The sequence below is a fragment of the Phyllobacterium sp. 01N428 genome (genome assembly GCF_056399405.1).
Window position 1 is genome coordinate 111251 of sequence record NZ_JBFTRH010000010.1, and the last position, 23381, is coordinate 134631.

Sequence of the window (23381 nt, forward strand, 5' to 3'; positions counted from 1 at the left end):
TCTTACCAAGTGTTACGGGTCAGGGTTGATTCTTGCCGCAGAATTGGCGTGCTTTCGCGGTCCAGTTACCGAAACCAGTGGCCACCATGTTTTCGATCACGCGGCAGACATAATATTGCTGGGCGGGATCATTGTTGGGCCCGGCGTGATAGCGGGCGACCGCCATGGTCCAGCTTCCCTCGCGCGAACGGAGCCCCTTTAGAAACCGCGCTGCATAGTCGACATTGGCCTTGGGATCGAGCATTGCGGCAACGGAGGGAAATGCGTCCGCATGATAATGCTGGTTGATCTGCATGCAGCCGAGGTCGATGAGCTTGGCGCCCTGCATCTGTGCTTGGGCGAATTTGGCCGCTGCAGCGGCGGCAGACGGCATGAAGTATGGCGTGCCGTCGATATTCATGGCGTAAGGCTGCAGCGACTCCTTATGCCCGGTTTCAGTGAGGCCGACGGCATAGAGAATGCCGAGCGGAATGCCATACTTCCCCGACGCCCGGTGCATTTCGCGCTCGCAGAGGTTTTCGGACGATGCAGGATTTGCGATCGCAAGAAGGCTAGACAACCAGACCGCGTGAAACGTGGTTTTCAATACCAGGCTTACCGGCTTTTTCCTCGCGCTCATCTGCTCTCGTGTCTCCCGGATATTGCTGGCCCGCCGATCCGCCCTGCTTGGCGCCTCCGGATGCAGCCTGTCCCTGCCCATAGGCCCGCGCATCCGCTTGTGCGTCCTGCCCGCCGGAATTGAGCTGGCCACCCTGCGCATTCGAAGACGGGCTCGACCGGTCGATCACGGCGATCGTAATCGACGAGCTGTCGTCACCAACACCAGCCAGTTTAAGTGCCTTGCCGAGGGCCTCATGATCGCGGGCGAGATGCTCGGCCGCCACATTGTTCTCGGCGTTCAGCTGAATGTGCATGCCTTCGGACGTCAGCCGCAGCCGTGCTGTCACTGTGCCAAGTTCTATGGGTTGCAGCTGGATCACGAGAGTCCGGGTGGCGCTGGTGCTGCGATCGGAAATGACCTGGACATCGCTGATACCTGGACGCCCGGCGACGGGCGCGGCAGCGGCTGGCGTTAACGGCGTTGCGATCCGGAGATCAGACTGGCCTCCAGCGCTCGCGTTCGCCATTGCAGCGTTTGTCGATGGCGCAGGAGAAGGCTCCGCCAGGCGGGGAACGCTTCGTTCCGTCGAAGGCGGCTGCGCGTTCGATTCGCTCGCTTGCGGACGCGCGGAAGGCGGTGTGTCCGCAGGCGTAGCCTCTCCGTTGCGAGGCTGCGCGGCCTCGGTCTTCATCGGCGATGCTACCGCGCTTGTCTCAGACGCTTTGTCAGGCAATGCAGCTTCGGAAGCGGGCTTGCCGACGGGTTTCACCGAAGTCGTGTCGTCAATCAGCGCTGCTGCGTCATCGACGATGCTGGCCGCAAAACGCGGGTCGGCTGCAGCGAGGGACTGTTCTTGCGCCTGCTGCTCTGTTTGGAGCAATTGCTCGAGTGCCAGCATGGTCTGGCCGAACATCCCTTGCCCGGCGGCGGGGCCAGTCGCTTCGCCGTTTTTGGCTTCGGCGTCTTTGTCCGGCGTATCGCGCACGCCGTCCTTCACCTCGCTGCTCTTCCCGCGATGAAGTTTCGGCGCCGTCGCCTTCACCATGGCCTCGAAGTCGAGAGCCGCCTTGCCGTCCACCGGCAACATTAGATCGATGGGGGATTCGCCTTTGCCGCTGTCTTTGATGCGGGCTCCGATCAGCGATTTCAACGGCATGTCGGCTCCAATCGTCATTTGCCTGTCCTCCCGAGGAGCGCGTCGATAGCGTCTAGCTTCTTTCGTGTCTCGAGGACGAGTGGGTCTGGCTCATCCGTGGTCGGCGCTGCGCTGGCCGCCGCAGGCGCGCTGGACTGCGCACTGGCTTGTACGGGGGCGTTGCGCGCTGCCGGCTTTGGGGGTGCTGCCAATTCAGGAATCGGTTGCGCCAGGATCCGGCTCGACATGGCAAGCGCTGCGTCCAGAAGCTTGGCATCGCGTTCGTGCAGGCGGTCGCGCGGCAGCTTCGACAGCATGAACTTCGCATCGCCGGTCTTGTCGGAGCCGACATTGCTGACTGCAAGATAGAGCTTGGCCTGTGTATCGTCGGTCTTGAGTTCGGCCGCCAATTTATCGGCTCGCTCCGAAACAAAACGCGCGCGTGCAAGATCGCCTGCGACCAGTGCCCCGCGCGCTATCCGCAGGTAGAGGGACAGCCGCGCACGCGGCCAAGCGAGCGCTGCGATCTCTTCGATTTCGTCGTTGCTGACGCGATCTTTCAACTCCATCAACGCGTCGACGAGCTGGCGGAAGAAATCTTCCGAATAGGGCGAATAGGAAAAGCGCTGCAGGTAGTTGCGGGCGAGAAGCCTGACCTTGTCCTTGTCGCCGAGGCGAGCGGCGATTGTCAGTCCGCGCCGTAGCGCCGCTTCCTCAAGGAGTGTGCCCGGGGCATTGAGCCGGATATAATCAAGACGGTTCAGCGCTGTTCCAGCATCGATGGCGGCGAGCTGGGTGGCGGTCACGAGATAGATCGAGGCGACGAGTTCGCTTGGAACATTTGGCGGAATTTCCTGGAAGTTCTCAACGAAGTGCAGCGTGTCGCCGTCAGCATAGGCCAGTGAGGCCGCGACCAGCTTGGGATCAACCTGGTCAAGCTTCGCCGATGCCAGGATCGCGCGCACCACCTCCGGGTTACCGCCGTTCAAGAGGTAAACGAAGATCGCATAGGCATTTGCCGGCTTCTGCCAGACTTCGGGCTTTGCCGCCCGCAGCTGTTCGGCGATATGGCCGAGCACCCGATTGAGCATCGGCAAGGCTTCCGGTTTGCCGGACGCGACCTGATCCTGCAGCATCCGCATGGAGCGCACGAGGAGATAGGGTTCGGGCGTCGGCAGATTGACCTGCGCGGCCGCGCCGGCAAGCGGCAGGCTGAAAAAGCCGAACACCAGCCAATGGATCGCGCGCCCTGCCCTCATCTGGACCCCGTCTTCAGGAAGATGTCGATACGCCGGTTCTGAGCCGCATATGGGTCGGACGCGATCTTCGGATCGCGGTCAGCGTAACCCTCGACGCGTAGAACGCGCTTGGCGTCGAGGCCCTTGCGGGTCAGCATGTAATAGGCCATCTGCGCCCGGGCGGATGAGAGCCGCCAGTTGTCGTAGGTATCGCTCTTGAATGGCCAGCTGTCCGTATGTCCGCTGATGACGACCTCGCCGTCGCGTTTCCCGATGATCTTGGCGATTTCGTCGATTACCTGGATGACGCGTTTGTCGGGCTTGGCCGATCCGATGGCGAACATGCCGTAATCGACCTTGTCGGTCAGTTGGATCAGCAAGCCGTCATTTCTGGCGACGACGGTGATGTCTGGCGCCTTGGCATCGCTGGCTGCACCGGTTTTCTTGGCGATTTCGGTGGCAAGCTCCCGCGCCGATTCAACCTGTGCGGCATCCGGTGCTTTTTCATCCTTTGAAGGAGCAGCCGGTGTTTCGGCGGTGACGGGAGGCTTGGCCTCTGGCTGATCGGACGCCGATTTGACCTCGCCCGCGGTGATGCGTTTCTCGAGCGCCGCCTGCTGGGCATCGGCTTCAGCCTTGGCATTCGACACCGATATCGCTTGCTCCTGTGAAGGCGGCGGGACGGCGGGGCTATCGGTCAGCGGAAAAATGTCGTCCTCGACATGGGTCGACCAGTAATTCGGATTGAACGGATCGCGGTAGGCATCGCCACCCTTGGCACCCGTCGAAGGGCCGGCCTGGCTGGAGCCGCCTTCGCCCTTGGCCGAGCGGTTCTGGAGAACACCGGAGTCGGTGGCGATCTCGGCGAGAACCGCATAGGGGTCCTTGAAGATCTGCCGCTCCTCCCGTTCTGGGACGGGCTCGACCTGTTTTTCGTTGCGGGCGCTCTTGGTAATGGGATCGACGGATTCGGGCCGCTCGTAGCGAACCTTGCCCTCTTCGTTGTCGATCTCCTCGATGCCCTTCGGCTGCGCCTGCCGGTCCATCAGCTTTACAGGATTGAAGTAACTGGCAACGGCGGCCTTCGTCTCCTCATTGGCGGCATTGATCAGCCACATGACGAGGAAGAACGCCATCATCGCCGTCATGAAGTCGGCATAGGCGATCTTCCAGACGCCGCCATGGTGGCCTTCCTCACCATCGCCGCGACCGCGCCGGACGATGACGATTTCGCGATGCGTTTCAGGGTCGATGTTCATCGGGTTTGGTCCTTCAACGCGTCGATCAGGTGGCCGAGGCGTGTTTCGATAACGACATCATCGAGTTTCATCGTAAGCTCGGATTGGTTTGCCTCGCGGAACGTAAATCGGATCGCATCGATCTCCGGTCGCGTTCGCAGCGCGTCAAGCAGGTAGCGAGGCCCGGTTACGTCGATAAGAATGCCTTCGAGCCCTTTTGTAAGGCGCTCGAGTTCACCGACAAAACCACTTATCGCCCGTTCACGCAGGCTCGCCTCGACGAGAGGAGTGAGCGCAGCTGCAAGGGAACCGGAAAGATCTGCAGCAATACCTGACAAGCCATCGGCAAGTTGCGCGGCAAGGCGCGCGCCCGTATCGGCAAGAAAGGCGGCATCCGCAGCAGCAAGTTGTTCCTGGAACTCGCGCTCCAGCCGGACTTTCTCGGCTTCGAAAAGTACCGCCGCTTCCGCCTGACCTGACTCCCGCCCGGCTGCGAAGGCTTCTTTCACCTTGAGTTCGTAGTCGATGATGTCGACGATTTCCTCGGCCGGCTCGATGACCTCGTCAAGCGTAGCTGCTCGCTCGCGAACGCTGGTGAAAACCGTCACGCGATCTGGCGGCACCCGTTTCGGGGTAAAATCGGTAAGAACGCTGGCGAGGGATCGTGCGCTCATCTCAGGCGGCCTCGTGGACCCATTGCTTCAGGATCGCCGCGACCCGCTCTTCGTCCATGTCGATCATCTGTTCGAGACGATTCTGGGCAGGAACGCGCATCCGGCGCCTGAGTTCGCTGAGATCGTCGTAGGGCATGCTTTGCTCGGAGCGAGCGGGCGCGACGGCAGGAAGATTTGCTGCCATTGCAACATTCGGGACAGCAAGCTCTGACACGCCGGCAATTTGCGGGACCTCCGCCGCCTTGCCCATTTCGCGCATCAAGGGCCGGACGCCAAGCCATAGAATGAGGGCAACGGCGGCGATCAGCGCAGCCGCGTTGACGAAGCTGCCAGCCTGGCGGAAGACCATTTCCGATATAGGCGTCGAGGTCGGCTGCAATTGCTCATCGGTCGTTTCCATGAAGTTGACGGCGGTGACGTTGATGACGTCGCCGCGCTTCTGATCGAGGCCCGCCGCTGTCGCTACAAGCTCGGTGATCTTGGCGATCTGCTGGTCGACGAAATTGGCCGGCGGCGGCGTCGCGCCAGCCGTTTGCAGAAGGCGCGCCTGATCGATGACGACGGCGATCGACAGCCGCTTGATCTGGTAGCTGTCGCTGGTGGTCGATACGGTTTTCGAGTTCAGCTCGTAATTCGTCAATTCCTCGCGCTTGTCGGTCTTTTCAGACGAACTGTCTCCGTTCTTGCTGGCGATCTGTTCTTGCGGGATGTTCTGTTCGACACCCGTGGCATTATCGCTGGTCGAGTTCTGCGAATCGCCGCTCTCACGGACGACCCGAACCGAGCGTTCAACCCGGGACTCCGGATCAAATACCGTCTCATTGGTCTGTCGCTTGTCTGTATCGAGCGCCACCTGGACGCTCGTCTGGAAGTGTCCGACGCCGAGATAAGGTGCGAGCGCCTTGCGAATGTTTTCATCGACGGAGGTGGAAACATTCTGTTCAAGGGTCGCCGACATGACCGCACCGGCGCTCGTTCCATCGTCCTTGGAAGCAAGGAGGCGGCCATTGGTATCGAGAATGGTCACTTCGGCGGCGGTCAGCTGCGGCACCGCGGCGGCCACAAGCTGGCGGATCGATTGGGCGGATTCGATCGCAAAGTCGCCCTCGGTACGGATGACGACCGAGGCGGATGGCGCCTGGTCACCGCGGCGGAAACTTCCTTTCTCGGGAAGAACGATATGAACGCGCGCCGCCTTGATGCCGCGGATAGCCTGGATCGTGCGGGAGATCTCACCTTCAAGCGCCCGTACGCGCGTGATTTCCTGCATGAACGACGTAAGACCCAGCGAGCCCATATTGTCGAAGAGCTCATAGCCGGCATTGTTGCTGGTGGGCAGACCTTTTTCCGCCAGGTACATGCGGGCCTGGTCGGCCTTGCCGAAGGGAACGAGAATCGAGGTGCCGTCGGATTTCACGTCGAAGGGGATGCCGGCCTCGCCGAGCGCCATGCCCATTCGGTTCACATCATCGCGGCTGAGGCCGACATACAGCGTCTCGTATTGGGGACGATTAAGGTAGAAACTCGACACCAGAATTACGCTGAACAGCGTCACGCCAACGATGCTAAGGGCAATGAGCCGCCGCGCCCCGAGCTTCTTCAGCGCTGCAAACAGCTGCTCAAATGTGTGCCTGATATTCTTTTCCATCGATTCTCACCACGATCCCGTAACGGAACCATAGAGGCCGAAGCTTGCGCGAAGTTAGAGCCGCGCGAGACCATGTACCGATGAAAATTCTCCCGTAGTATCCGGCTAGTACCGATAGGCGATCGGCATTTGCTAGGCTTTCCTTCGTTGAAACCTTGGGAGGAAAAACATGCCAAGCGCTAAGATCCTTATGATTACCGGCGACTATACCGAAGACTACGAGACTATGGTGCCGTTCCAGACACTGCTTGCCTGCGGCCACACGGTCCACGCGGTCTGTCCGGGGAAAAAGGCCGGCGATACGGTCGCAACGGCCATTCACGATTTCGAAGGCGACCAGACCTACTCCGAAAAACGCGGGCATAACTTTGCGCTCAATGCGACCTTCGCCGATATCCGCGCCGAGGATTACGATGCGCTTGTCATTCCCGGCGGACGGGCGCCGGAATATCTTCGGCTCGATCCGAACGTGATCAAGGCCGTCCGCCACTTCTTCGACGCCGACAAGCCGGTTGCCGCGATCTGCCATGGCGCCCAGCTTCTTGCCGCAGCCGGGGTAATCGAGGGGCGCAAATGCTCGGCCTATCCCGCATGCCGTCCCGAAGTCGAACTTGCGGGCGGAAAGTTTGTGGAGATCGCCATCAACGATGCCGTTACCGATGGCAAGCTCGTCACGGCGCCTGCTTGGCCGGCCCACCCCGCCTGGCTGCAGCAGTTCATGGCTGTGCTCAACGCGTAAGCGCTGCTAAGCTCAATGGGCGTTTGCGGGTTTGGGAGGCAGCATGTGTGAATTATTCATCAAGGCGGATGCGCGTCTATGGGAAAGCACCACGCGCTCGCTGCGCATCGACGGCATGGTCACCAGCGTGCGGCTCGAGAATTTCTTCTGGTCTAAACTGGAGGAAATTGCACGGCGTGACGGAATGAACGTCGTGCAACTCATTACGCGGCTGCATCATGAGTCGATCGACGCCGGTCATGATCTCGGCAACTTCACGTCGTTCCTTCGCGTCTGCTGCGCGCGCTATCTCGATCTGCAGCTCTCGGGGGATATACCGAGAGATCTGGCCCAGCCGATTGCGGGTCTCAATGCCCGAGCGATTCTTGGCCGTGAACGCGAAAAATATCACTGAGGTTAGCAAAACGAAAAAGCCCCGGATTTGAAGTCCGGGGCAAATTTCTTGTAACGATATTATTTATCCGATTAGCCGCGGAAGAGCGACAGGATGCTCTGGTTGCTCGAGTTTGCAATCGAGAGAGCCTGTACGCCGAGCTGCTGCTGAACCTGCAGAGCCGACAGACGAGCCGATTCCTTGTTCATGTCGGCATCGACGAGCTGGCCGACGCCGCGATCGATGGCGTCCATCAGGTTGTCAGTGAAAGCCTGCTGCGTGTCGATGCGGGTCTTGGCGGAACCCAAAGCGGCAGCCGCGTCCTTCATCGTGCCGATTGCAGTTTCAACGGCCGACGAGGTCGTTGCAGAAGTCAGGGCAGCTTCGAGGTCGAAAGCGGCAACTGACATCGTGGTGACGCCGGTACCGGACGTATAGCCCGTCACGATGCTCTGTGCGGTGCCACCGGTAGCAAGCAGATTGACGCCCTGGAAGGTTGCGCCCTTGGCCATTTCGACGATCTGAGCCTTGAACTGGGCAATGTCGGCGTCAATAACGGTGCCGTCGGTGCCCGGGGTTTCCTTGGCAACATACTTTGCCTGGATCTTCTGAGCGAGTTCGATGGCGCTGTTGAGGGACGTGTAGGCCGTGTCGACGATCGAAGCACCGAGACCGAGGCCGTCCTTGACTGCGGACAAAGCCGTGTTCTGAGTGCGCATGCCGGTTGCGATCGACCAATAGGCGGCATTGTCGGAAGCCTGGGCAACGCGCTGGCCCGTAGCGATACGGTCCTGCGTCGTAGCAAGGTTCTTGTTCGTTGTGTTAAGCGTCTGCAGCGCGGTCATTGCCGACGCATTGGTAAGAATGCTGGTCATGGAAGTAGGTCCCTGATGAGATACAAAGAAGGGGACATACCGGGTTTTCACCGGTGTGACGGAGCGGCCTGATGCCTATTGCCCTGAAGGCAACCCGTCATATTGTGATCAGTACGTCTAATGTATTACCGTTTTAATAACAAGGTCCTATGGATTTTATCTAATATGAAAATTCCGGCGACTGAGGCAAATTTCGCCGGCTAACTGACGCCTCACGTATAGGAGCGGATCAGGCTCCCGACGAGGATGTTCCATCCGTCTATCAGCACGAAAAACAGGATCTTGAACGGCAGGGAGAGCACTGTCGGCGGCAGCATCATCATACCCATCGACATGGTCAAAGTTGCGACGATGAGGTCGATGACAAGGAACGGCAAAACGATGAGAAAGCCGATTTCGAACCCGCGACGCAATTCGGAAATCATGAATGCCGGGATGAGAATGCGCAAGTCGACGACACCGTCCGCCTTGGTGCGAAAGGATTCGTCGGCGAGGTCCTCGAACAGGCGAAGATCCTTGTCGCGTACCTGCCGCAGCATGAATTCACGAAACGGCGTCGTGATTTCATTCATCGCGACATCCTGGGTGATCTGGTTTTTGACGAGCGGCTGGACGCCGTTCTGCCACGCGCGATCGAATACGGGAGCCATGACGTAAAAGGTCATGAACAACGCAAGGCTGATCATCACCAGATTTGCCGGTGTGGTCTGCAAACCAAGCCCCGCACGAAGCAGGGAAAATGCAATGGCAAAGCGGGTGAAGCTGGTCACCATGATCAGGAGGCCAGGCGCAATCGACAAGACCGTGAGCACCGCCAGCATCTGGATGATCTGGCCACTTGTCGAGGCGCTGCCGGGCGGCAGGAGCCCTTCGAGGATCGATGGCGTTTGGGCCATGGCAGTCCCGCCGAGTGCGAGGACCAGCAGTGGCGTCAGCAGACGTATTTTCATTCCATCACCAGCGCCCAGATATAGACTTTTTCGATCTTGCCCTCGGAGCGCATCTTCGCTCGCTCTTCAAGGTCCGTGCGCAGATATTCGAGCCCGGCCGGCCCACGAAGCTGCATGAGGTTGACCGTGCGCAGAAACGCCATGAAATCGCCGGTGATCGTCGCGGCAAGCTCGTCCGGAATTTTCTCGCCCGGCCGCGCCACGATGCCGGCTTCAAGCCGCAACCAGACATTCTGCGGAATTTTCACATTGGTGAGAATAGGCTTCAGCGGCACGACCGTTCCAAGCGGCATATCCTCCGCGGCAGGCTTGCGACTGGTTTCGGTAGCCGTCTCGGCCGCCTCGTCTTTCGCGAGGCCAAGCTTGCCGCCAAGGAACCATCCGCCGCCGGCAGCTATGAGGGTCAGGATGACGACAACGCCGATCAGGGCCACCAATGATGGACCCCTTGGTGGTGGTGTGGTTTCTTCGGCGACGGCGCTCATCGGTTTCAACCTTTAGAATGGTGCAACGGTGTCAAGGACCTGCTGTCCCCATGGCGGCTGCTGCACTTCGCTTTGCCGTCCGCGGCCTCCGTAGGAGATGCGCGCCTCCGCAATCTTGTCGTAGGAGATCGTATTGGAACCCGAGATGTCCCGCGGCCGCACGACGCCGGCGACGTTGAGGATACGCAACTCGTAATTCACGCGGACTTCCTGCGATCCCTGGATCACCATATTGCCGTTCGGCAGGATGTTGGTGACGATCGCGGCAACGCGCAGGTCGATCTTTTCAGAACGCTCGATCTTCCCCTCGCCCTTCGATTTCGTATCCGAGTTCAGGTCGAGGGTGCCACTGATGTCGCCCCCCGAAATCCCGCTGCCGCTGATATCGGCCGTTGCGCCGTAGACTTGCGAGGAGGCGCGCGAACGATTCGACTTGTTGTCGAACTTCGCTTCCTCGTCGAGTCTGATGATGACGGTGAGCACGTCGCCGGGATTTGCCGCGCGCGGATCGCGGAAGAATCCAGCCTGGCGGTCTTGCCAGAGGGAATATTGCTGCGGCTTCGGCTGCGTCGGATAATAGGCGGGATCGGTGACGCTGAACGTCTGGCCGACGCCTGCGCCCACCGGCGACATGGCTGGTGCCCGGTTGAGATCACGGAAATTATTTGCGCAGCCCGCAACGCCCACAAGGCTGGCGACCAGGATGAAGGAGGCCGCTTTTTTCATTGGGCGGTTCTTTCTTTTTGTGAAACGACGCGCGATCCGACAATGACACGCGCGAGCTTGGAGGCCTTGTCCGGCGGCATCTCGTTGAGTATGACACTCGACACGCGCGGATTGAGCTTGAGCAACAGCGCCGCTGCCGCTTCATCGCCCAGCAGCGCCATTTGCGCAGCGGCGGCGTCGGGGCGCATCTTCGAAATGATGCCGACGAGCGAATCCTCCGCCTTGTCGACGAATTCGTCGCGGCGCTTTAGCCAAACCTCATATTCCTGACGCTTGGCTTCGAGTTCCTGGATACGGCTATCGACATCGGCGCGCAGTTGCTGAAGTTCGCGCGTCTGCATGGCGTAGCGCGCGTCGGCGGCCTTGTCGTTGATGTTGGTGCAATAGCGGTCGATCTCCTGCGTGGCATCCTCGTGCGCTGCATCCTGTGCGCCTGCCACCCCGGCAATGCTCAATGCCGCGCCTAGAACCATCCCGAAGAGGGCTCCATAGGCTCTATCCGAATTCATCCAGGCGTAACTCATTGCACCACCAGTTCCGCATGCAGGGCGCCTGCCGTCTTAATACCCTGCAGAATGGCGATGATGCCCTGCGGCTTCACGCCGATCTGGTTCAATCCCTTGACGAGACTTTCGAGATCAGTTCCACCGAGAACGCCGATATTGGACGTTTGCGTTGCTTGGATATCGGTATTGGGCTCGACTGCGGTCACGCCATCGCTGAAGGGTTCCGGCTGAACGACCATCGGCGTTTCCGTAACGCGCACCGAGAGGCTGCCATGGCTGATGGCGACACGCGAGATGCGCACCTTTTCGCCGATCACGACGGTGCCGGTGCGCTCGTCGACGACTACGCGTGCAACCTCGTCCGTCGGGACGGGGAGACCTTCGATCTCGGCGACGAAGCGGGTGGCCGAGATGTCTTTCGGCTTGCGCAGGCGGATCGATTTCGAATCCCGCTCCTTGGCGACAGGCTGCTTGTAGCGGCGCTTGGCGAAGGCATTAATCGTGTCGGTGATGCGCACGGCGGTCGTAAAGTCTGCCTCGCGCAGCTCAACCACCAATTCGTCCTGGCCGAAATTGCCGGTGACTTCCTTTTCGACAAGGGCGCCGTTTGGAATGCGGCTGCTGGTCGGAACACCCTGTGTCAGGCTCGCCGCATCGCCCGATGCGGAAAAGCCGGAAACGACGAGATTGCCTTGCGCAACGGCATAGTTTTGCCCGTCGGCCGCGGCAAGGGCCGTCATGACAAGCGTGCCCCCGGCCAGCGAAGTGGCATCGCCGAGCGACGAAACCGTGACGTCAATACGCGAACCGCGCCCGGCGAAGGGCGGGAGGTTTGCGGTGACGATGACGGCCGCGATATTCTTGACGCGGGAGGCTCCGGGCGGCGGACTGATGCCAAGATTGTCTAGCATGGCGCGCATCGACTGTTCGGTGAACGGCGCATTGCGCAAGCTGTCGCCAGTGCCATTGAGGCCGATGACAAGACCATAGCCGACGAGCTGGTTCTCGCGGACGCCCTGGATGTTGGCGATGTCCTTGAGGCGCGCGATCGCACCGCCCTCGCCCAGTGGCGACGCGGCACTGCCCCAGCGCTCGGCTTCGTTCTCGGCGCGGCGCCAGGCAGCGTTGGCTTCGGCAGGTGTTTTATAGCCTTTTTCGTTGGACTCGCCGGCAATGGCCGCGATTGTCCCGGTAAGAATGAAGGCAAGGAGAAAGGCGAGAAGCCGCATTATTGCATCCCGACCTGAATCGAGCCGTCGGCTAGTACCGTGCCGGTCACGATGATGCCACTGTCGACGTTGCGTACCTTGACGAAATCGCCCGCGTGGCCCGGCTCCATCGCAACGCCCTTTGCGCTGATGACGAGAGAGCCGGTGTTGTAGACCAGAGGGACTGCAACGCCGCGCTGGATAAGGTCGGGCTCGTTGACGGCGGTCACCAGGATAGGCTGCCCCGGCAGGAGCGTCCGTCGTGCAACCTTGCCGACGAGCTGATTGACGTGGAGCACGTAATTGCCGGCAGCGCTGGCCTTGATGGTGAAGATCTTTTCGGACAGACCCTCATTGCCGATGGTCTGGCCGGGATAGATGATCTGCGACGGGACGATGAACGCGATACGCTCGGCCATCGCGCCGGTCGCATGGACTATGGCGCATAGCGCGAGCGCGATACCGCCTGCGATATTTGCGAGTGTGCGTCCTGCTGCCGTCATGATTATCCTCAGCCGCCAAGATTCTTCGAGACGACCGATGCCATCTCATCGGCGGCCTGGATGACCTTGGAGTTCATCTCGTAGGCGCGCTGTGCGGTAATGAGATCCGTGATCTCCTTGACCGGATCGACATTCGAGCTCTCGAGATAGCCCTGCTTGAGCGTACCGAAGCCGGGATCGCCCGGAACGCCAACCACGGCGTCGCCGGAAGCATCGGTCTGGCGGAAGAGATTGTCCCCGAGCGGTTCGAGACCGGCTTCGTTGGCGAAATTGGCGATCTGCAGCTGGCCGAGGTTCACGAGCTGCGTCTGGTCAGCCATCTTGGCAAAGACCTGCCCGGTATCCGTGATCTTCACCTCGACCGCATCGGTCGGAACGACGATATTCGGTTCGACGAGGTTCCCGTCGAGTGTCACGAGCTGTCCCGTATCATTCGTGTTGAAAGCGCCGGCGCGGCTGTAGAGCGTTTCGCCAGCGGCGTTCTGGATTTGAAACCAGCCGCGGCCGACCATGGCGACGTCGAAGGGATTGCCGGTCTGGTTCAGCGCGCCCTGGATATGCAGGTTGCGGACGGCAGATGTCTGGACGCCGAGGCCGACCATGGCGCCTTCCGGAACGACGCTCTGGTTCGAGGCATTCGGCACGCCGGCGCTGCGTTCGGCCTGATAGAGCAGGTCCGAGAACTCTGCCTTGGCGCGCTTGTAACCGGTCGTGTTGATATTGGCTATGTTGTTGGCAATCACTTCCAGGTTCAGCTGTTGGGCATTCATGCCGGTCGCAGCGATCGTGAGCGCTTTCATGGAATTTCTAATGCCCTTCCGGCCATGTCGGCCAAGTTCCGTTGATGTGCCTAGATCGGCATGCGGCTGATTTCGAGATAGGCCTGGACGATCTTGTCGCGGATGGCGATCGCCGTCTGGAGCGACTGCTCGGCATCCATGACGGCGTTGACGACATCACGCGTCGGCACGTCGCCGGTCATGCTCTTCATTGACATCGCCTCGGCATTTTCGAGCTTGCCGCTGACCGATCCGGTGAGCTGCGAGAGAACGTTGTCGAAGGAAGGCCCGCCGGTGGTGGCTGCGGGCTGAACCTGAGACGCCCCGCCGGTTCCCTGGCTCACCGTCTCGGTCAGTTTCGAAAGAGCGTTGCGGGTGGAAACACTGAGAAGTTGATCGATCATCAGGAATTCCTCAAGAGGTCGACGGTCATGGCAATGAGTTCGCGTGCTTGCTTGACCACCTGGAGATTGGCTTCATAGGAACGGTTCGCCTCGCGCATGTCCGCCATTTCGACGACCATGCTGACGTTCGGATATTTGACGTAGCCGCGCGAATCTGCGGCCGGGTGGCTGGGATCGTACTCTTCGACGAACTCGGAGGTGTCCTTGCCGACCTCGGCAATACGCACGGTTTCGACGCCGGTGCTGCGATCGAGTTCGGTAGCGAACGATACGGTCTTGCGGCGGTAAGGGTCGCCGCCGGCTGTCTTGGCCGTCGACTGGGCATTGGCAAGGTTTTCCGAAACGATGCGCAGCCGCGTCGATTGGGCGTTGAGACCGGAAGCGGCAACTTTGAGGGCGGCCTGTAGCGGGTCGGACATCGGCTCAGCTCTTTACCGAAGACAGCATCATTCGGTGAAACGCCTTCACGATGCTGGTGTTGAGTGCAAACTGTCGGTTGACCTCACCCGATTTCACCATCTCGCTTTCGAGGCTGACGGTGTTTTTCGAGTGGTTCTGCTCGGCGACCGCATCCTTGCGCATGGTGGTTGCTGCAATTCCGGATGCGTCGATTTCGAGATGTTTGGGATTGGTCGCAGCCATCGTCAACTGCGTCTGCTGCAGCACGTCCTTGAACGGTTCGACGTCCCGCGCCTTGAAGCCGGGCGTATTGGCGTTGGCGACGTTGCCGGCAACGGCGGCTTGCCGCACCGACAACCACTCGGCCTGACGCGATGCCAGTTCGAACAGATGGATACCCTGCATGTCTTCCTCGCACGTCAGAAGCGCTTAATCTTTGCTTAACCTACGCTGCCAAACTTGCGTGAGACTTGCGGCCCGAGCCAGCTTCGGAACTTCTGTCGTTGGCTCGAGTCAGTTGGTTCGGGTGATGACGTCGCCATCGGAGGTCTTGATCGAGAAACTGCCCGGATCGGTGCCGCGCTCGATGGCGACAAGCGTGCTTCCATCCGGCAAAGGCGAGCCTTTTTCGACGAACCAGTAGCCGCTTTCGTCCTCGATCATCACCAGGCCGCCTACAACCTCGCGCAGCAGGAATACCGGTTTGCCGGGGAAAGGCTGCTTGCTCGCCTCCTCGATCTGCTTGAGCCTGTCACCTGTGAGTTCCGCCGTCGTGGCCGTGGTCATCGCATCGACGCCTTCGCCGGTTTGCGCCTGTGCCGAACCGCGATTGCCGTGCGTTTCCCTTACAACCTTCTGATTGGTCCGATTGAGGGGGTCGCGCACCGTTATTCCAGAAGCAAGCGGCTTTGGGCGCGCATCGAGAATGTCGTAATACATGACGAAGGGGAGGACGGCGCAGATCGTGGCGAGCACGATGCCGGCGCCCTTCAGGTAGCCGTCGAATCGCTTGTCACGGACGCGCACTGGTGGCGGTTCATTAGCGTCGGCCTTACGTGACGCCGGACGCTTCGTGTCGCTGGGCTTCATGATGGCTCCTTTGGTCTCAGCGCGGCGGCGAGATCGCTATAGGGATCGTTCGACAGGGGCGATGCCGGAGTCTGCTGCATGGCATTGTAAATGAGCGGAACCAGTGTGACGGCCTGATCGATATGCGGATCGTTGCCTGCCTGGTAGGCACCGATCATGCGCAGATCGCGCGTTTCCTCGAACCGCGCGATCAGACCGCGCAGGCTGGTCGCAAGCTTTGCCTGTTCGGGTGTCCAGTTGTGCTGCGCGAGGCGCGAAATCGAACTCAGGATATCGACAGCGGGAAACCGGCCCTGCGCGGCAATGGCGCGGTCAAGCACGATATGCCCGTCGAGCGTGCCGCGGATTGCATCGGCAACAGGATCATTATGATCGTCGCCGTCAACCAGGACCGCATAAATGCCTGTGATCGTGCCCTCGCCATCGAGCCCCGGTCCGGCCCGCTCGAGCAAGCGCGGCAACTGGCTGAACACGCTCGGCGGATAACCGCGCGAAACCGGGGGTTCGCCGGCCGCAATCGCGATCTCGCGTGCGGCATGGGCGAAGCGGGTAATCGAATCGACGATAAGCAGAACGTTGTCACCGCGATCGCGGAAATACTCGGCGATGGCTGTCGCGGTGTTTGGCGCAAGCCGCCGCATCATCGGGCTTTCGTCGCCCGTCGATACAACCGCAATCGTCTTGTCGAGCTTGCCCGCCATCGTGTCTTCGAGCATGTCGCGCACTTCGCGGCCACGTTCGCCGGTAAGGGCAAGGACGACTGTGTCGAAGTCGGCGGCCCGGGTCATCATGGCGAGCAATGTCGATTTGCCGACGCCGGAGCCGGCGAAGATACCCATGCGCTGCCCGAAGCACATCGGGACGAAGACGTCGACGACGTTGACGCCGCAGCGCAGACCCTTTTCGACGCGGCCGCGCTCCATGGCCATCGGCGCTGCGCGATCCACAGGCACGGCCTCGCTTCCCGCTGCGAGTAGCCCCTTGCCGTCAAGCGGTTCCCCAAGCGCGTTGATGACCCTGCCCTTCCAGCTTGCCGCTGGCGACAGGCGCAGTTGTCCCTCCGGAAAGACCGGCGTTCCGAGCGAAGGCACGATGCGGTCATCGAATGGCTTGATCAGCACGCGCTTTTGTTCGAGGCGCACCACTTCCGCCGGGTGCAAACCTTCGGTGGTCCGGATCATCACCATGTCGCCGAGCTGCGTGCAGTCGGAAATGCCGCGCACGCCGATCGCCGAGCGGGAGACATCCTCGACATAGCCGCCGGTCGCCACGGCGCGTTCGCCTGTCGCCTTTGAAATCAGGCGCGCCAGCGCGTCGAGATCGCCCTTTCGCTCAGCTATGGTCTGAAGTGCGTCTTCGAGTGCGTGCATGAGCTAGCTATCGGGGGGCCGGGAGATGGCTCATGTGCTGGACCCGAGGGTCCTGACGGCATCCTTGAACGTGTTCTCGCTACCGCGCAGCAGCGCATCGACGCGTTCGAAGGCGCGGGAGACATTCATCAGGCGCGTCATTTCGCTGATGGCGTCGACGTTCGACCCCTCGATGGCGCCCTGGATGACACCAGCATCCGGATTGTCGATCGCCGGCTGCGCCGCAATGCTTGGAATGACAGCTGAATTGTCGAAGTAAGTGAGCTTCGCATTCGGATCGATCGTGAACAGTCCGATCACGCCAAGCTGGCGGCCGTTTTGGGTAACTGTTCCGGAAGGCGAAATCTGCGGCGGGCCACCATTGGGATCAATGGTCAGCGGCTGGCCGCCGGCATCGAGAATTGGGTAGCCCTTGACCGACAGGAGTTCGCCGGTCGTCGACATCTGCATGCGCCCGTCGCGGGTGAAAACCTGTCCGGCGGGGGATTGCAGGGAAAACCAGACATTGCCTTTGGCAGCGACGTCGAGCGGATTGCCGGTCTGCGTGATCGGCCCTGCCTCGGTCTTGATGAAGCTCTCGCCGGCGCTGACGAAGCTCGAATTCTCGGCGGCCTTCGAAACCATGACGTCGAATTTCATGCCGGTGGCGCGAAAGCCTGGCGTCGACATGTTCGCGACATTGTGCGCCAGCGCGTCCATGCGCCGTTCAAGCGAGATTTGCGAAGACAGGCCAACATAGATCGAATTTTCCATCAGCGGCCACCAAGCTTGAACGATTGCAGCGTTGTCAGGATGCTGTCGGCGATGCCGATCTGCGTTGAACCGCCGACGAGCAGCGACGGTATGCTGGTTGAGGTCGAAGGGTTTTTCATCTCATACATCGCGGTAAAGCGCGTGATCAGCTTGGCGAGCTTGGCAGGGTCCTTGAGGTCCGCCAGGTTGAGCTTATCCTCGACCATCTTGGCCTGGCGGTCGATATCCATGCCGGATGTCTGCGCAGGGATCGAGAAAGTGGTTTGGAAGACCTCAAGCAGGGCTTTGTCGCCGAGGATCTCGTAGGCGTTGGTAATCGTGGGCGCCTTGCGGGCGAAATAGAGCGCCAGGCGGACCCCCTCATTCTGTTGGCCAGTCTCCACCTCGAGTGTCTGGCGGACATATTTGTCGACGATCGGCTGCAGCGTTCCGGGCTGGCTCGTGGCCTTGTCGCCGTACTTCACGAAGTTGAACGCGGTCGCCAGCTCCTTGTAGCGCCCGTCATTGAGCTTGTTGGCGAAAGCCTCGTTGCTGTCGATGCCCTCGGTCAGCACCTTGCGGATGAACGCCTTGGCATAGGCCATGTCACCAAGGCCGAAGGACTTCAATGCAAAATTGTAGAGCCGCGTGTCCTTCATGAAATCGTCGACGGATTTCACGTTCTGGATGTTCTTCAGGTAGTACTCGCTGTCGCGCTTGACCGCGGGTTCTGCGGATACACGGGCAAGAGACCGCGGCAAATCCTTAGCGATCAGGGTGTAGCTCGTCAAAGTGTTCATGATGCGCCTTTCCCGAAGGGTTTGCGCATGTGTCGCAGACCAAGCTTGCCTGAAGCTGTCCGCGCCGTCCGTCCAACCTGCAAGGTTCACACAAGCCGCAACTGCTAGATCTTGGCTTCGCTGGCAAACCTGCGGGAGAGTGACTTGGGTATTCTTATTGGACTGGTCGTGACGATGGGGTGTCTGCTTGGCGGATTTATCGCCATGGGCGGACATGTCGCCGTTCTTATGCAGCCATGGGAATTCGTCATCATCGGCGGCTCCGCCTTTGGCACCTTCCTCGTTGCCAATCCATTTTCGGCGGTCAAGGATACGGGCCGCGCCTGCATGGAAGCGTTCACCAACAAGATTCCCAAACAACGCGATTATCTGGACGTCCTCGGTGTGCTCTACGCATTGATGCGGGAACTGCGCGCGAAATCGCGTAACGAAGTCGAAGTTCACATCGACAATCCAACGGAATCGCCGATCTTTCAGGCTTTCCCGAGCGTGCTAAAGAATCACGACCTGACGAACTTCATCTGCGACTACTGCCGCCTCATCATCATAGGCAATGCCCGGTCGCATGAGATCGAAGCGCTCATGGATGAAGAACTCCATACCATCGCCCGCGACAAGCTGAAGCCATACAACGCCATGGTCGCCGTATCGGAAGGCCTGCCGGCGCTCGGCATCGTCGCCGCCGTGCTCGGGGTCATCAAGGCGATGGGCGCGCTCAATGAATCGCCGGAAATTCTCGGCCATTTGATCGGCGCCGCGTTGGTCGGCACCTTTGCCGGCATTTTCCTTTCCTACGGTGTCGTCGGTCCGATCGCGACGAAGATCAAGACGACGCGGGAGAAGCAGAACCGCCTCTACATGATCGTGAAGCAGACGCTGCTTGCCTACATGAACGGCGCCCTGCCCCAGATCGCGCTCGAATACGGACGCAAGACAATCTCGGCCTATGACCGTCCGTCGATCGATGTGGTCGAGCAGGAGACACTGTCCCCGGCGCCGATGCAGCAGGCAGCATAGGTTGATCATGGAAGCCGAAGCGGAAACCAAACGACCTGACGTTCTCGCCGAGAGCATTCTTCGCGCCGCCGGAATGTCGGTTGATGACCTCAAATCGCTGGAGACCGTCTTCCGGGAGCTCGCGGCGTCATTCGGTGCGCGGTTTGCCGGACAGACCGAGGTGCCTGTTACCGCTGAGCTCGCTGGCGTAAGGACGCTGGAGAAGGACGCGATCACGAACACCCTCGCGCAATCCGGTCTTGTCGGGATGGTGCCGGTATCGAAATGGGGTTCGCGCGTCGTCCTCGCCGCGGACCGCAGCTTTGTCGATTGTGGGATCGAAGCGCTTTTCGGCTCGGGAACGAGTGCCGGAACGGGCAGCGCCGCTCGTCCGCTCACATCGGTGGACCTCATCATCGCCCGACAGGTCTTTGCGGATGTAACGGCATCGCTCGACCATATGTTTGCCGCAGGTGCCGAGGGGCTGTTCCAGGTTGGCGATCTGGTCGAGCCGGCTCATCTCGCGCCCAACACAATTTCTGAAACCCGCATGATTTGCTGCGCTGTCACGTTGAAGTCAGCCGGCCGCTCCGGGCAAATATTGATCCTCCTGCCGCGGTCGAGCTTCAAGCCCATGCAGGACGCAATCGCCCGCATGCTGCGGCAACCGGCCCATCATTCCGACCCGGCATGGGCAAAGAAGCTGCGGCTCGAGGTCAGCCGCGCCCACATCGATGTGGAAGCCTATCTCCAGCAAGGGTCGATGACGCTCGAGCAACTTGCGCTCCTGAAGCCGGGCCAGATACTGCAACTGCCCAAGGACGCGATCGACCAGGTCCGGCTGCGCAGCGGCCACCAGGCACTTTACAAGTGCCGTCTCGGCAAGGCTGGCAGCGCATTCACGGTCCGGATCACCGACCCCATCAATGAAGAAGAGGATCTCCTTGATGAGCTTGCCGCTGGTTAATCTCGTCTCGATCGTGCTGACCGCCGTCTCGCTTGTGGTTTTCCTGGCGGCGCTGCGCAAGGCGAATCGCCTCAACGCGATGAGCCGGGTCGTGGCCCACCAGGTGGCCAGTTCGGCCGCCAACCTGCAACAGGCCCTGGCGATCCTCCAGGCGGAACGCGAGACCTGCCGCGACGAAAGTGTGCGCCTCGAAGCGCGCCTGCGCGATTCCGATCGCGTCCGTTCCGAAATCACCCGGGCCATCGATCTCGTCGAGCGCGCCAAATCGGATCTGAAGGATGGCGTCCGCACTCCGGCGGTCTCGGTACAGCCTTCCTTTATTCCTGCAAAGGCCGCATCCGCCTCGGCCCAGCCCGAAACTCCGGCAAAAACCCTTCCGGTCTTTGTCAACCGCATCGTTCGCAGCGCAGATGTCGCAAGCGTCGTCCTCTAACCTTCATCGGGATAAATAGATCATGGCCCCCCACGACAGGAATTCGATCGAAGACGAGCTCAACGAAGCGATCGAGGAATTGAAGCGTGATGACTCGCAGCCTCGCAAACAGGCGGGCGCAAAACCCAATATCGATCTCATCATGGGTATACCTGTTGACGTACAGGTCGTGCTCGGCAGCACCTCCATGCCAGTCGCAAACCTTATGAAGCTCGGCCGCGGCGCCGTGGTGACGCTCGACAAGCAGATCGGCGATCCAGTCGACATCGTCGTTAACGGCCGCGTCATCGCGCGCGGTGAGGTCATCGTCCTTGAAGACGATTCGTCCCGCTTTGGCGTCAGCCTTACCGAAGTCATCGGCAGCGGTGCCTGAGCCGAATGAGCGATCAGGAATCATCCGAAGCGGCAAGCGCCATCCATGACCTCAGCGGTCCGGAGAAGGTTGCTGCATTGCTGGTGGCGATCGGACGGCCGTCCGCATCGCGGCTTTTGAAGCATTTTACTGCCGATGACCTCAGGTCGCTCGCCGGCCATGCCCGCAAGCTGGAGCCGATTACGCCCGGCGACTTTGAGGAACTCGTCAAGGAATTCGAGAACGCATTCGCCGACGGCGCGCCGGTTTCGGAAGCCGGCATGCGCTTCGAGGGTCTCTTGCGCGATACGCTATCCGCCGAGGATGCGAGCGCGGTCATTGAAAATCGGCGGCCCGAACTCATCACGCAGGAATCGGTCTGGGACCAGCTTCCGCGCGTTCCGGCGGATGTGCTTCAAAGCTATCTTATGGCGCAGCATCCGCAGGTCTCCGCCTACGTCATTTCACGCCTGCCCTCGGACGTCGCGGCAAAGTTGCTCATCCGGTTTGCTGCGGCAGAACGCAGCGCCATTATTCAGCGGACCTTGCACATTCGGAAGGTCACGCCTGCCATCTCGACCATGCTCGAAGGTGTCCTGCAGCAGGAGGTAACCGGCAAGGAGAATACGAGCTCGGAAAAGAGTCATCACGGCGCCATCGCCAACATCATCAATCAGCTCGACAAGTCGGATGTGGAGGAAATCCTCTCCGGCCTTTCGGACCTTGGCGCGGACGACCTTGCAAAGATCAAAGCGAAGCTCTTCACCTTCGAGGATATTGCGCGGCTGTCGCAGCGGGCCCGGCTTGTGCTCTTCGACGAGATCCAGACCGATGTCGTTACCACGGCGCTGCACGGGTGCGACCCGCATCTGCAGGAACTCATCCTGCAGTCGCTCTCGACCCGCGGCCGCCGCATGGTCGAAACGGAGCTTTCGAACCAATCGAACGTCAACACAAGTGCCGTCACCGAAGCGCGCCGGGTTATCGCCCGCACCGCGATCAGTCTCGCGGAGCGTGGCAACCTCAAGCTCGACGTGGAAGAGCCGGCATCGTGAGACGTGGATAGCCCATGTCGGACGGCGCCGATAAAGACAGCAAAACCGAGGAAGCGACTGAAAAGAAGATCAGCGATGCCGTCGAAAAGGGAAATCTTCCCTTTTCACGCGAAGTGCCGATCTTTGCATCGATCGTTGCCTTTCTCATCCTCACGGTTTTTGTCGCGGTTCCAGGTGGCATGAAACTGACCGCGGTTCTATCCGAACTGCTCGACAAATCGGATGACTGGCGGCTTACCAGCGCCGACGATGCGCGGCAGCTCTTCGGAATTGTTGGTGCTGCAGTAGCGTTGGCGCTACTGCCGGTCCTTATCATCGTGCCCGGCGCCGGCATCCTTGCGTCGGTCCTGCAGAACGCGCCGCGCATCGTATTCGATCGAATCGAGCCGCAATTGTCGCGAATATCGCTCGCCAAGGGCTGGTCGCGGGTCTTCGGCACTGCCGGACAAGTCGAGTTCCTGAAATCGACGGTGAAGTTCGTAGCGGCCAGTGTGATCGTCTTCATGATCTTCTTTGAAGACAGCCATTTTTTTGTCGATGCCATCATTACCGAGCCGAATGCCCTGCCGGAACTTATCCGGACTCACATTGTTCGCTTGCTGTCGTCTGTCGCCATCGCCGTAACCGTTCTGGCGGCCTTCGACCTGGCATGGACCCGTATCCATTGGCGCAGCGAACTGCGGATGACGCGACAGGAAGTGAAGGACGAGCACAAGCAGGCGGAGGGTGACCCCCTCGTCAAGTCCCGGCTCCGCTCGCTGGGTCGTGACCGGGCGCGCCAGCGCATGATCGCGTCGGTCCCGGGTGCAACGCTGATCGTCGCAAATCCGACACACTTCTCAGTTGCATTGCGCTATGTTCCGGCAAAGGATTCAGCGCCGGTGGTCGTGGCCAAGGGTCAGGACATTATTGCGCTGAAGATCCGCGAGATCGCCGAAGCAAATGGGGTACCGATCTTTGAGAATGTCCAGTTGGCACGGGCGTTGTATAAACAGGTCCAGGTCAACAGTGTAATTGCTCCGGAATTTTACAAAGCAGTTGCCGAGCTCATTCAGTTTGTTAATGCACGTCGAAAATAATTGCCCAGACCGTCATCGGATCAATGC

General features: G+C 60.3%; 29 protein-coding genes. 8 read left to right on the plus strand and 21 right to left on the minus strand.

The window, feature by feature from the left end:
* Window positions 1-19: 19 nt before the first annotated feature.
* Genes AC1DNI_RS21060 through fliF form a run of 6 tightly spaced genes read right to left on the minus strand, consistent with a single transcriptional unit; the run spans window position 20 to window position 6534 of the window.
* On the minus strand, window positions 20-619 hold the full coding sequence (locus AC1DNI_RS21060) for a transglycosylase SLT domain-containing protein (protein WP_477693307.1): 600 nt from the start codon (window positions 617-619) through the stop codon (window positions 20-22).
* Window positions 552-1775 carry a flagellar hook-length control protein FliK gene (gene fliK, locus AC1DNI_RS21065; protein WP_477693308.1) on the minus strand — a complete coding sequence of 408 codons (1224 nt, stop codon included), beginning with the start codon at window positions 1773-1775 and terminating at the stop codon, window positions 552-554. Before fliK ends, AC1DNI_RS21060 begins: the two co-directional genes overlap by 68 nt.
* The gene (locus tag AC1DNI_RS21070) at window positions 1772-2995 is read right to left on the minus strand and encodes a chemotaxis protein (protein WP_477693309.1); all 1224 of its coding nucleotides are present in this window, start codon (window positions 2993-2995) and stop codon (window positions 1772-1774) included. Before AC1DNI_RS21070 ends, fliK begins: the two co-directional genes overlap by 4 nt.
* A complete protein-coding gene (locus tag AC1DNI_RS21075) occupies window positions 2992-4233 on the minus strand; it encodes a MotB family protein (RefSeq protein ID WP_477693310.1) in 1242 nt (413 codons plus the stop codon). The genes AC1DNI_RS21070 and AC1DNI_RS21075 overlap by 4 nt, the downstream gene beginning before the upstream one ends.
* Window positions 4230-4886, minus strand: coding sequence for a hypothetical protein (locus AC1DNI_RS21080; RefSeq protein ID WP_113282241.1), 657 nt, complete (start codon window positions 4884-4886; stop codon window positions 4230-4232). The genes AC1DNI_RS21075 and AC1DNI_RS21080 overlap by 4 nt, the downstream gene beginning before the upstream one ends.
* Before the next feature lies 1 nt (window position 4887).
* On the minus strand, window positions 4888-6534 hold the full coding sequence (gene fliF / locus AC1DNI_RS21085) for a flagellar basal-body MS-ring/collar protein FliF (RefSeq protein ID WP_477693311.1): 1647 nt from the start codon (window positions 6532-6534) through the stop codon (window positions 4888-4890).
* Between the two features lie 169 nt (window positions 6535-6703).
* Between fliF and AC1DNI_RS21090 the strand changes: the two genes are divergently transcribed.
* Window positions 6704-7273, plus strand: coding sequence for a DJ-1/PfpI family protein (locus AC1DNI_RS21090; RefSeq protein ID WP_477693312.1), 570 nt, complete (start codon window positions 6704-6706; stop codon window positions 7271-7273).
* 43 nt (window positions 7274-7316) lie between these two features.
* Window positions 7317-7667 carry a ribbon-helix-helix domain-containing protein gene (locus AC1DNI_RS21095; RefSeq protein WP_027233078.1) on the plus strand — a complete coding sequence of 117 codons (351 nt, stop codon included), beginning with the start codon at window positions 7317-7319 and terminating at the stop codon, window positions 7665-7667.
* 71 nt (window positions 7668-7738) lie between these two features.
* Here AC1DNI_RS21095 and AC1DNI_RS21100 read toward each other — a convergent pair whose 3' ends face one another.
* From AC1DNI_RS21100 to AC1DNI_RS21170, 15 genes are all read right to left on the minus strand, one after another.
* Window positions 7739-8521, minus strand: a complete 783-nt coding sequence (locus AC1DNI_RS21100; protein ID WP_477693313.1) for a flagellin N-terminal helical domain-containing protein — start codon at window positions 8519-8521, stop codon at window positions 7739-7741.
* 212 nt (window positions 8522-8733) lie between these two features.
* A complete protein-coding gene (gene fliP / locus AC1DNI_RS21105; RefSeq protein ID WP_477693314.1) occupies window positions 8734-9471 on the minus strand; it encodes a flagellar type III secretion system pore protein FliP in 738 nt (245 codons plus the stop codon).
* A complete protein-coding gene (locus AC1DNI_RS21110; RefSeq protein ID WP_477693315.1) occupies window positions 9468-9956 on the minus strand; it encodes a flagellar basal body-associated FliL family protein in 489 nt (162 codons plus the stop codon). The genes fliP and AC1DNI_RS21110 overlap by 4 nt, the downstream gene beginning before the upstream one ends.
* Before the next feature lie 12 nt (window positions 9957-9968).
* Window positions 9969-10682 carry a flagellar basal body L-ring protein FlgH gene (gene flgH, locus AC1DNI_RS21115; RefSeq protein ID WP_477693316.1) on the minus strand — a complete coding sequence of 238 codons (714 nt, stop codon included), beginning with the start codon at window positions 10680-10682 and terminating at the stop codon, window positions 9969-9971.
* The gene (locus AC1DNI_RS21120; protein WP_477693317.1) at window positions 10679-11191 is read right to left on the minus strand and encodes a MotE family protein; all 513 of its coding nucleotides are present in this window, start codon (window positions 11189-11191) and stop codon (window positions 10679-10681) included. Before AC1DNI_RS21120 ends, flgH begins: the two co-directional genes overlap by 4 nt.
* A gap of 11 nt (window positions 11192-11202) precedes the next feature.
* Window positions 11203-12417: a flagellar basal body P-ring protein FlgI gene (locus AC1DNI_RS21125; RefSeq protein WP_477693318.1), complete on the minus strand. Its 1215-nt coding sequence runs from the start codon at window positions 12415-12417 to the stop codon at window positions 11203-11205.
* Window positions 12417-12899, minus strand: a complete 483-nt coding sequence (gene flgA / locus AC1DNI_RS21130) for a flagellar basal body P-ring formation chaperone FlgA (protein ID WP_477693319.1) — start codon at window positions 12897-12899, stop codon at window positions 12417-12419. The genes AC1DNI_RS21125 and flgA overlap by 1 nt, the downstream gene beginning before the upstream one ends.
* Window positions 12900-12907: 8 nt before the next feature.
* Window positions 12908-13699, minus strand: a complete 792-nt coding sequence (flgG, locus tag AC1DNI_RS21135; RefSeq protein ID WP_027233085.1) for a flagellar basal-body rod protein FlgG — start codon at window positions 13697-13699, stop codon at window positions 12908-12910.
* Between the two features lie 50 nt (window positions 13700-13749).
* On the minus strand, window positions 13750-14082 hold the full coding sequence (fliE, locus tag AC1DNI_RS21140) for a flagellar hook-basal body complex protein FliE (protein ID WP_477693320.1): 333 nt from the start codon (window positions 14080-14082) through the stop codon (window positions 13750-13752).
* Complete coding sequence (gene flgC, locus AC1DNI_RS21145; RefSeq protein ID WP_027233087.1) at window positions 14082-14501, minus strand: flagellar basal body rod protein FlgC; 420 nt, start codon at window positions 14499-14501, stop codon at window positions 14082-14084. The genes fliE and flgC overlap by 1 nt, the downstream gene beginning before the upstream one ends.
* A 4-nt stretch (window positions 14502-14505) precedes the next feature.
* Window positions 14506-14886, minus strand: a complete 381-nt coding sequence (gene flgB, locus AC1DNI_RS21150; RefSeq protein ID WP_027233088.1) for a flagellar basal body rod protein FlgB — start codon at window positions 14884-14886, stop codon at window positions 14506-14508.
* 108 nt (window positions 14887-14994) lie between these two features.
* Window positions 14995-15570 carry a hypothetical protein gene (locus AC1DNI_RS21155; protein WP_477693321.1) on the minus strand — a complete coding sequence of 192 codons (576 nt, stop codon included), beginning with the start codon at window positions 15568-15570 and terminating at the stop codon, window positions 14995-14997.
* Window positions 15567-16940 (minus strand): flagellar protein export ATPase FliI, encoded by a 1374-nt coding sequence (fliI, locus tag AC1DNI_RS21160; protein ID WP_477693322.1) that lies wholly within the window; start codon window positions 16938-16940, stop codon window positions 15567-15569. Before fliI ends, AC1DNI_RS21155 begins: the two co-directional genes overlap by 4 nt.
* A gap of 30 nt (window positions 16941-16970) precedes the next feature.
* A complete protein-coding gene (gene flgF / locus AC1DNI_RS21165) occupies window positions 16971-17696 on the minus strand; it encodes a flagellar basal-body rod protein FlgF (protein WP_477693380.1) in 726 nt (241 codons plus the stop codon).
* On the minus strand, window positions 17693-18475 hold the full coding sequence (locus tag AC1DNI_RS21170) for a DUF1217 domain-containing protein (protein WP_477693381.1): 783 nt from the start codon (window positions 18473-18475) through the stop codon (window positions 17693-17695). The genes flgF and AC1DNI_RS21170 overlap by 4 nt, the downstream gene beginning before the upstream one ends.
* A 141-nt stretch (window positions 18476-18616) precedes the next feature.
* Between AC1DNI_RS21170 and motA the strand changes: the two genes are divergently transcribed.
* Genes motA through flhB form a run of 6 tightly spaced genes read left to right on the plus strand, consistent with a single transcriptional unit; the run spans window position 18617 to window position 23354 of the window.
* Window positions 18617-19489 (plus strand): flagellar motor stator protein MotA, encoded by an 873-nt coding sequence (gene motA, locus AC1DNI_RS21175; RefSeq protein ID WP_027233093.1) that lies wholly within the window; start codon window positions 18617-18619, stop codon window positions 19487-19489.
* 7 nt (window positions 19490-19496) lie between these two features.
* Window positions 19497-20435, plus strand: coding sequence for a FliM/FliN family flagellar motor switch protein (locus AC1DNI_RS21180; RefSeq protein WP_162737300.1), 939 nt, complete (start codon window positions 19497-19499; stop codon window positions 20433-20435).
* Window positions 20416-20868 (plus strand): BAB2_0123 family type IV secretion system effector, encoded by a 453-nt coding sequence (locus AC1DNI_RS21185; RefSeq protein WP_477693323.1) that lies wholly within the window; start codon window positions 20416-20418, stop codon window positions 20866-20868. Before AC1DNI_RS21180 ends, AC1DNI_RS21185 begins: the two co-directional genes overlap by 20 nt.
* A 22-nt stretch (window positions 20869-20890) precedes the next feature.
* The gene (fliN, locus tag AC1DNI_RS21190; RefSeq protein WP_036815168.1) at window positions 20891-21241 is read left to right on the plus strand and encodes a flagellar motor switch protein FliN; all 351 of its coding nucleotides are present in this window, start codon (window positions 20891-20893) and stop codon (window positions 21239-21241) included.
* Window positions 21242-21246: 5 nt separating this feature from the next.
* Window positions 21247-22275, plus strand: a complete 1029-nt coding sequence (locus tag AC1DNI_RS21195) for a flagellar motor switch protein FliG (RefSeq protein ID WP_477693324.1) — start codon at window positions 21247-21249, stop codon at window positions 22273-22275.
* A 14-nt stretch (window positions 22276-22289) separates the two neighbouring features.
* Window positions 22290-23354: a flagellar biosynthesis protein FlhB gene (flhB, locus tag AC1DNI_RS21200; RefSeq protein ID WP_027233098.1), complete on the plus strand. Its 1065-nt coding sequence runs from the start codon at window positions 22290-22292 to the stop codon at window positions 23352-23354.
* The last annotated feature ends 27 nt before the right edge of the window (window positions 23355-23381 follow it).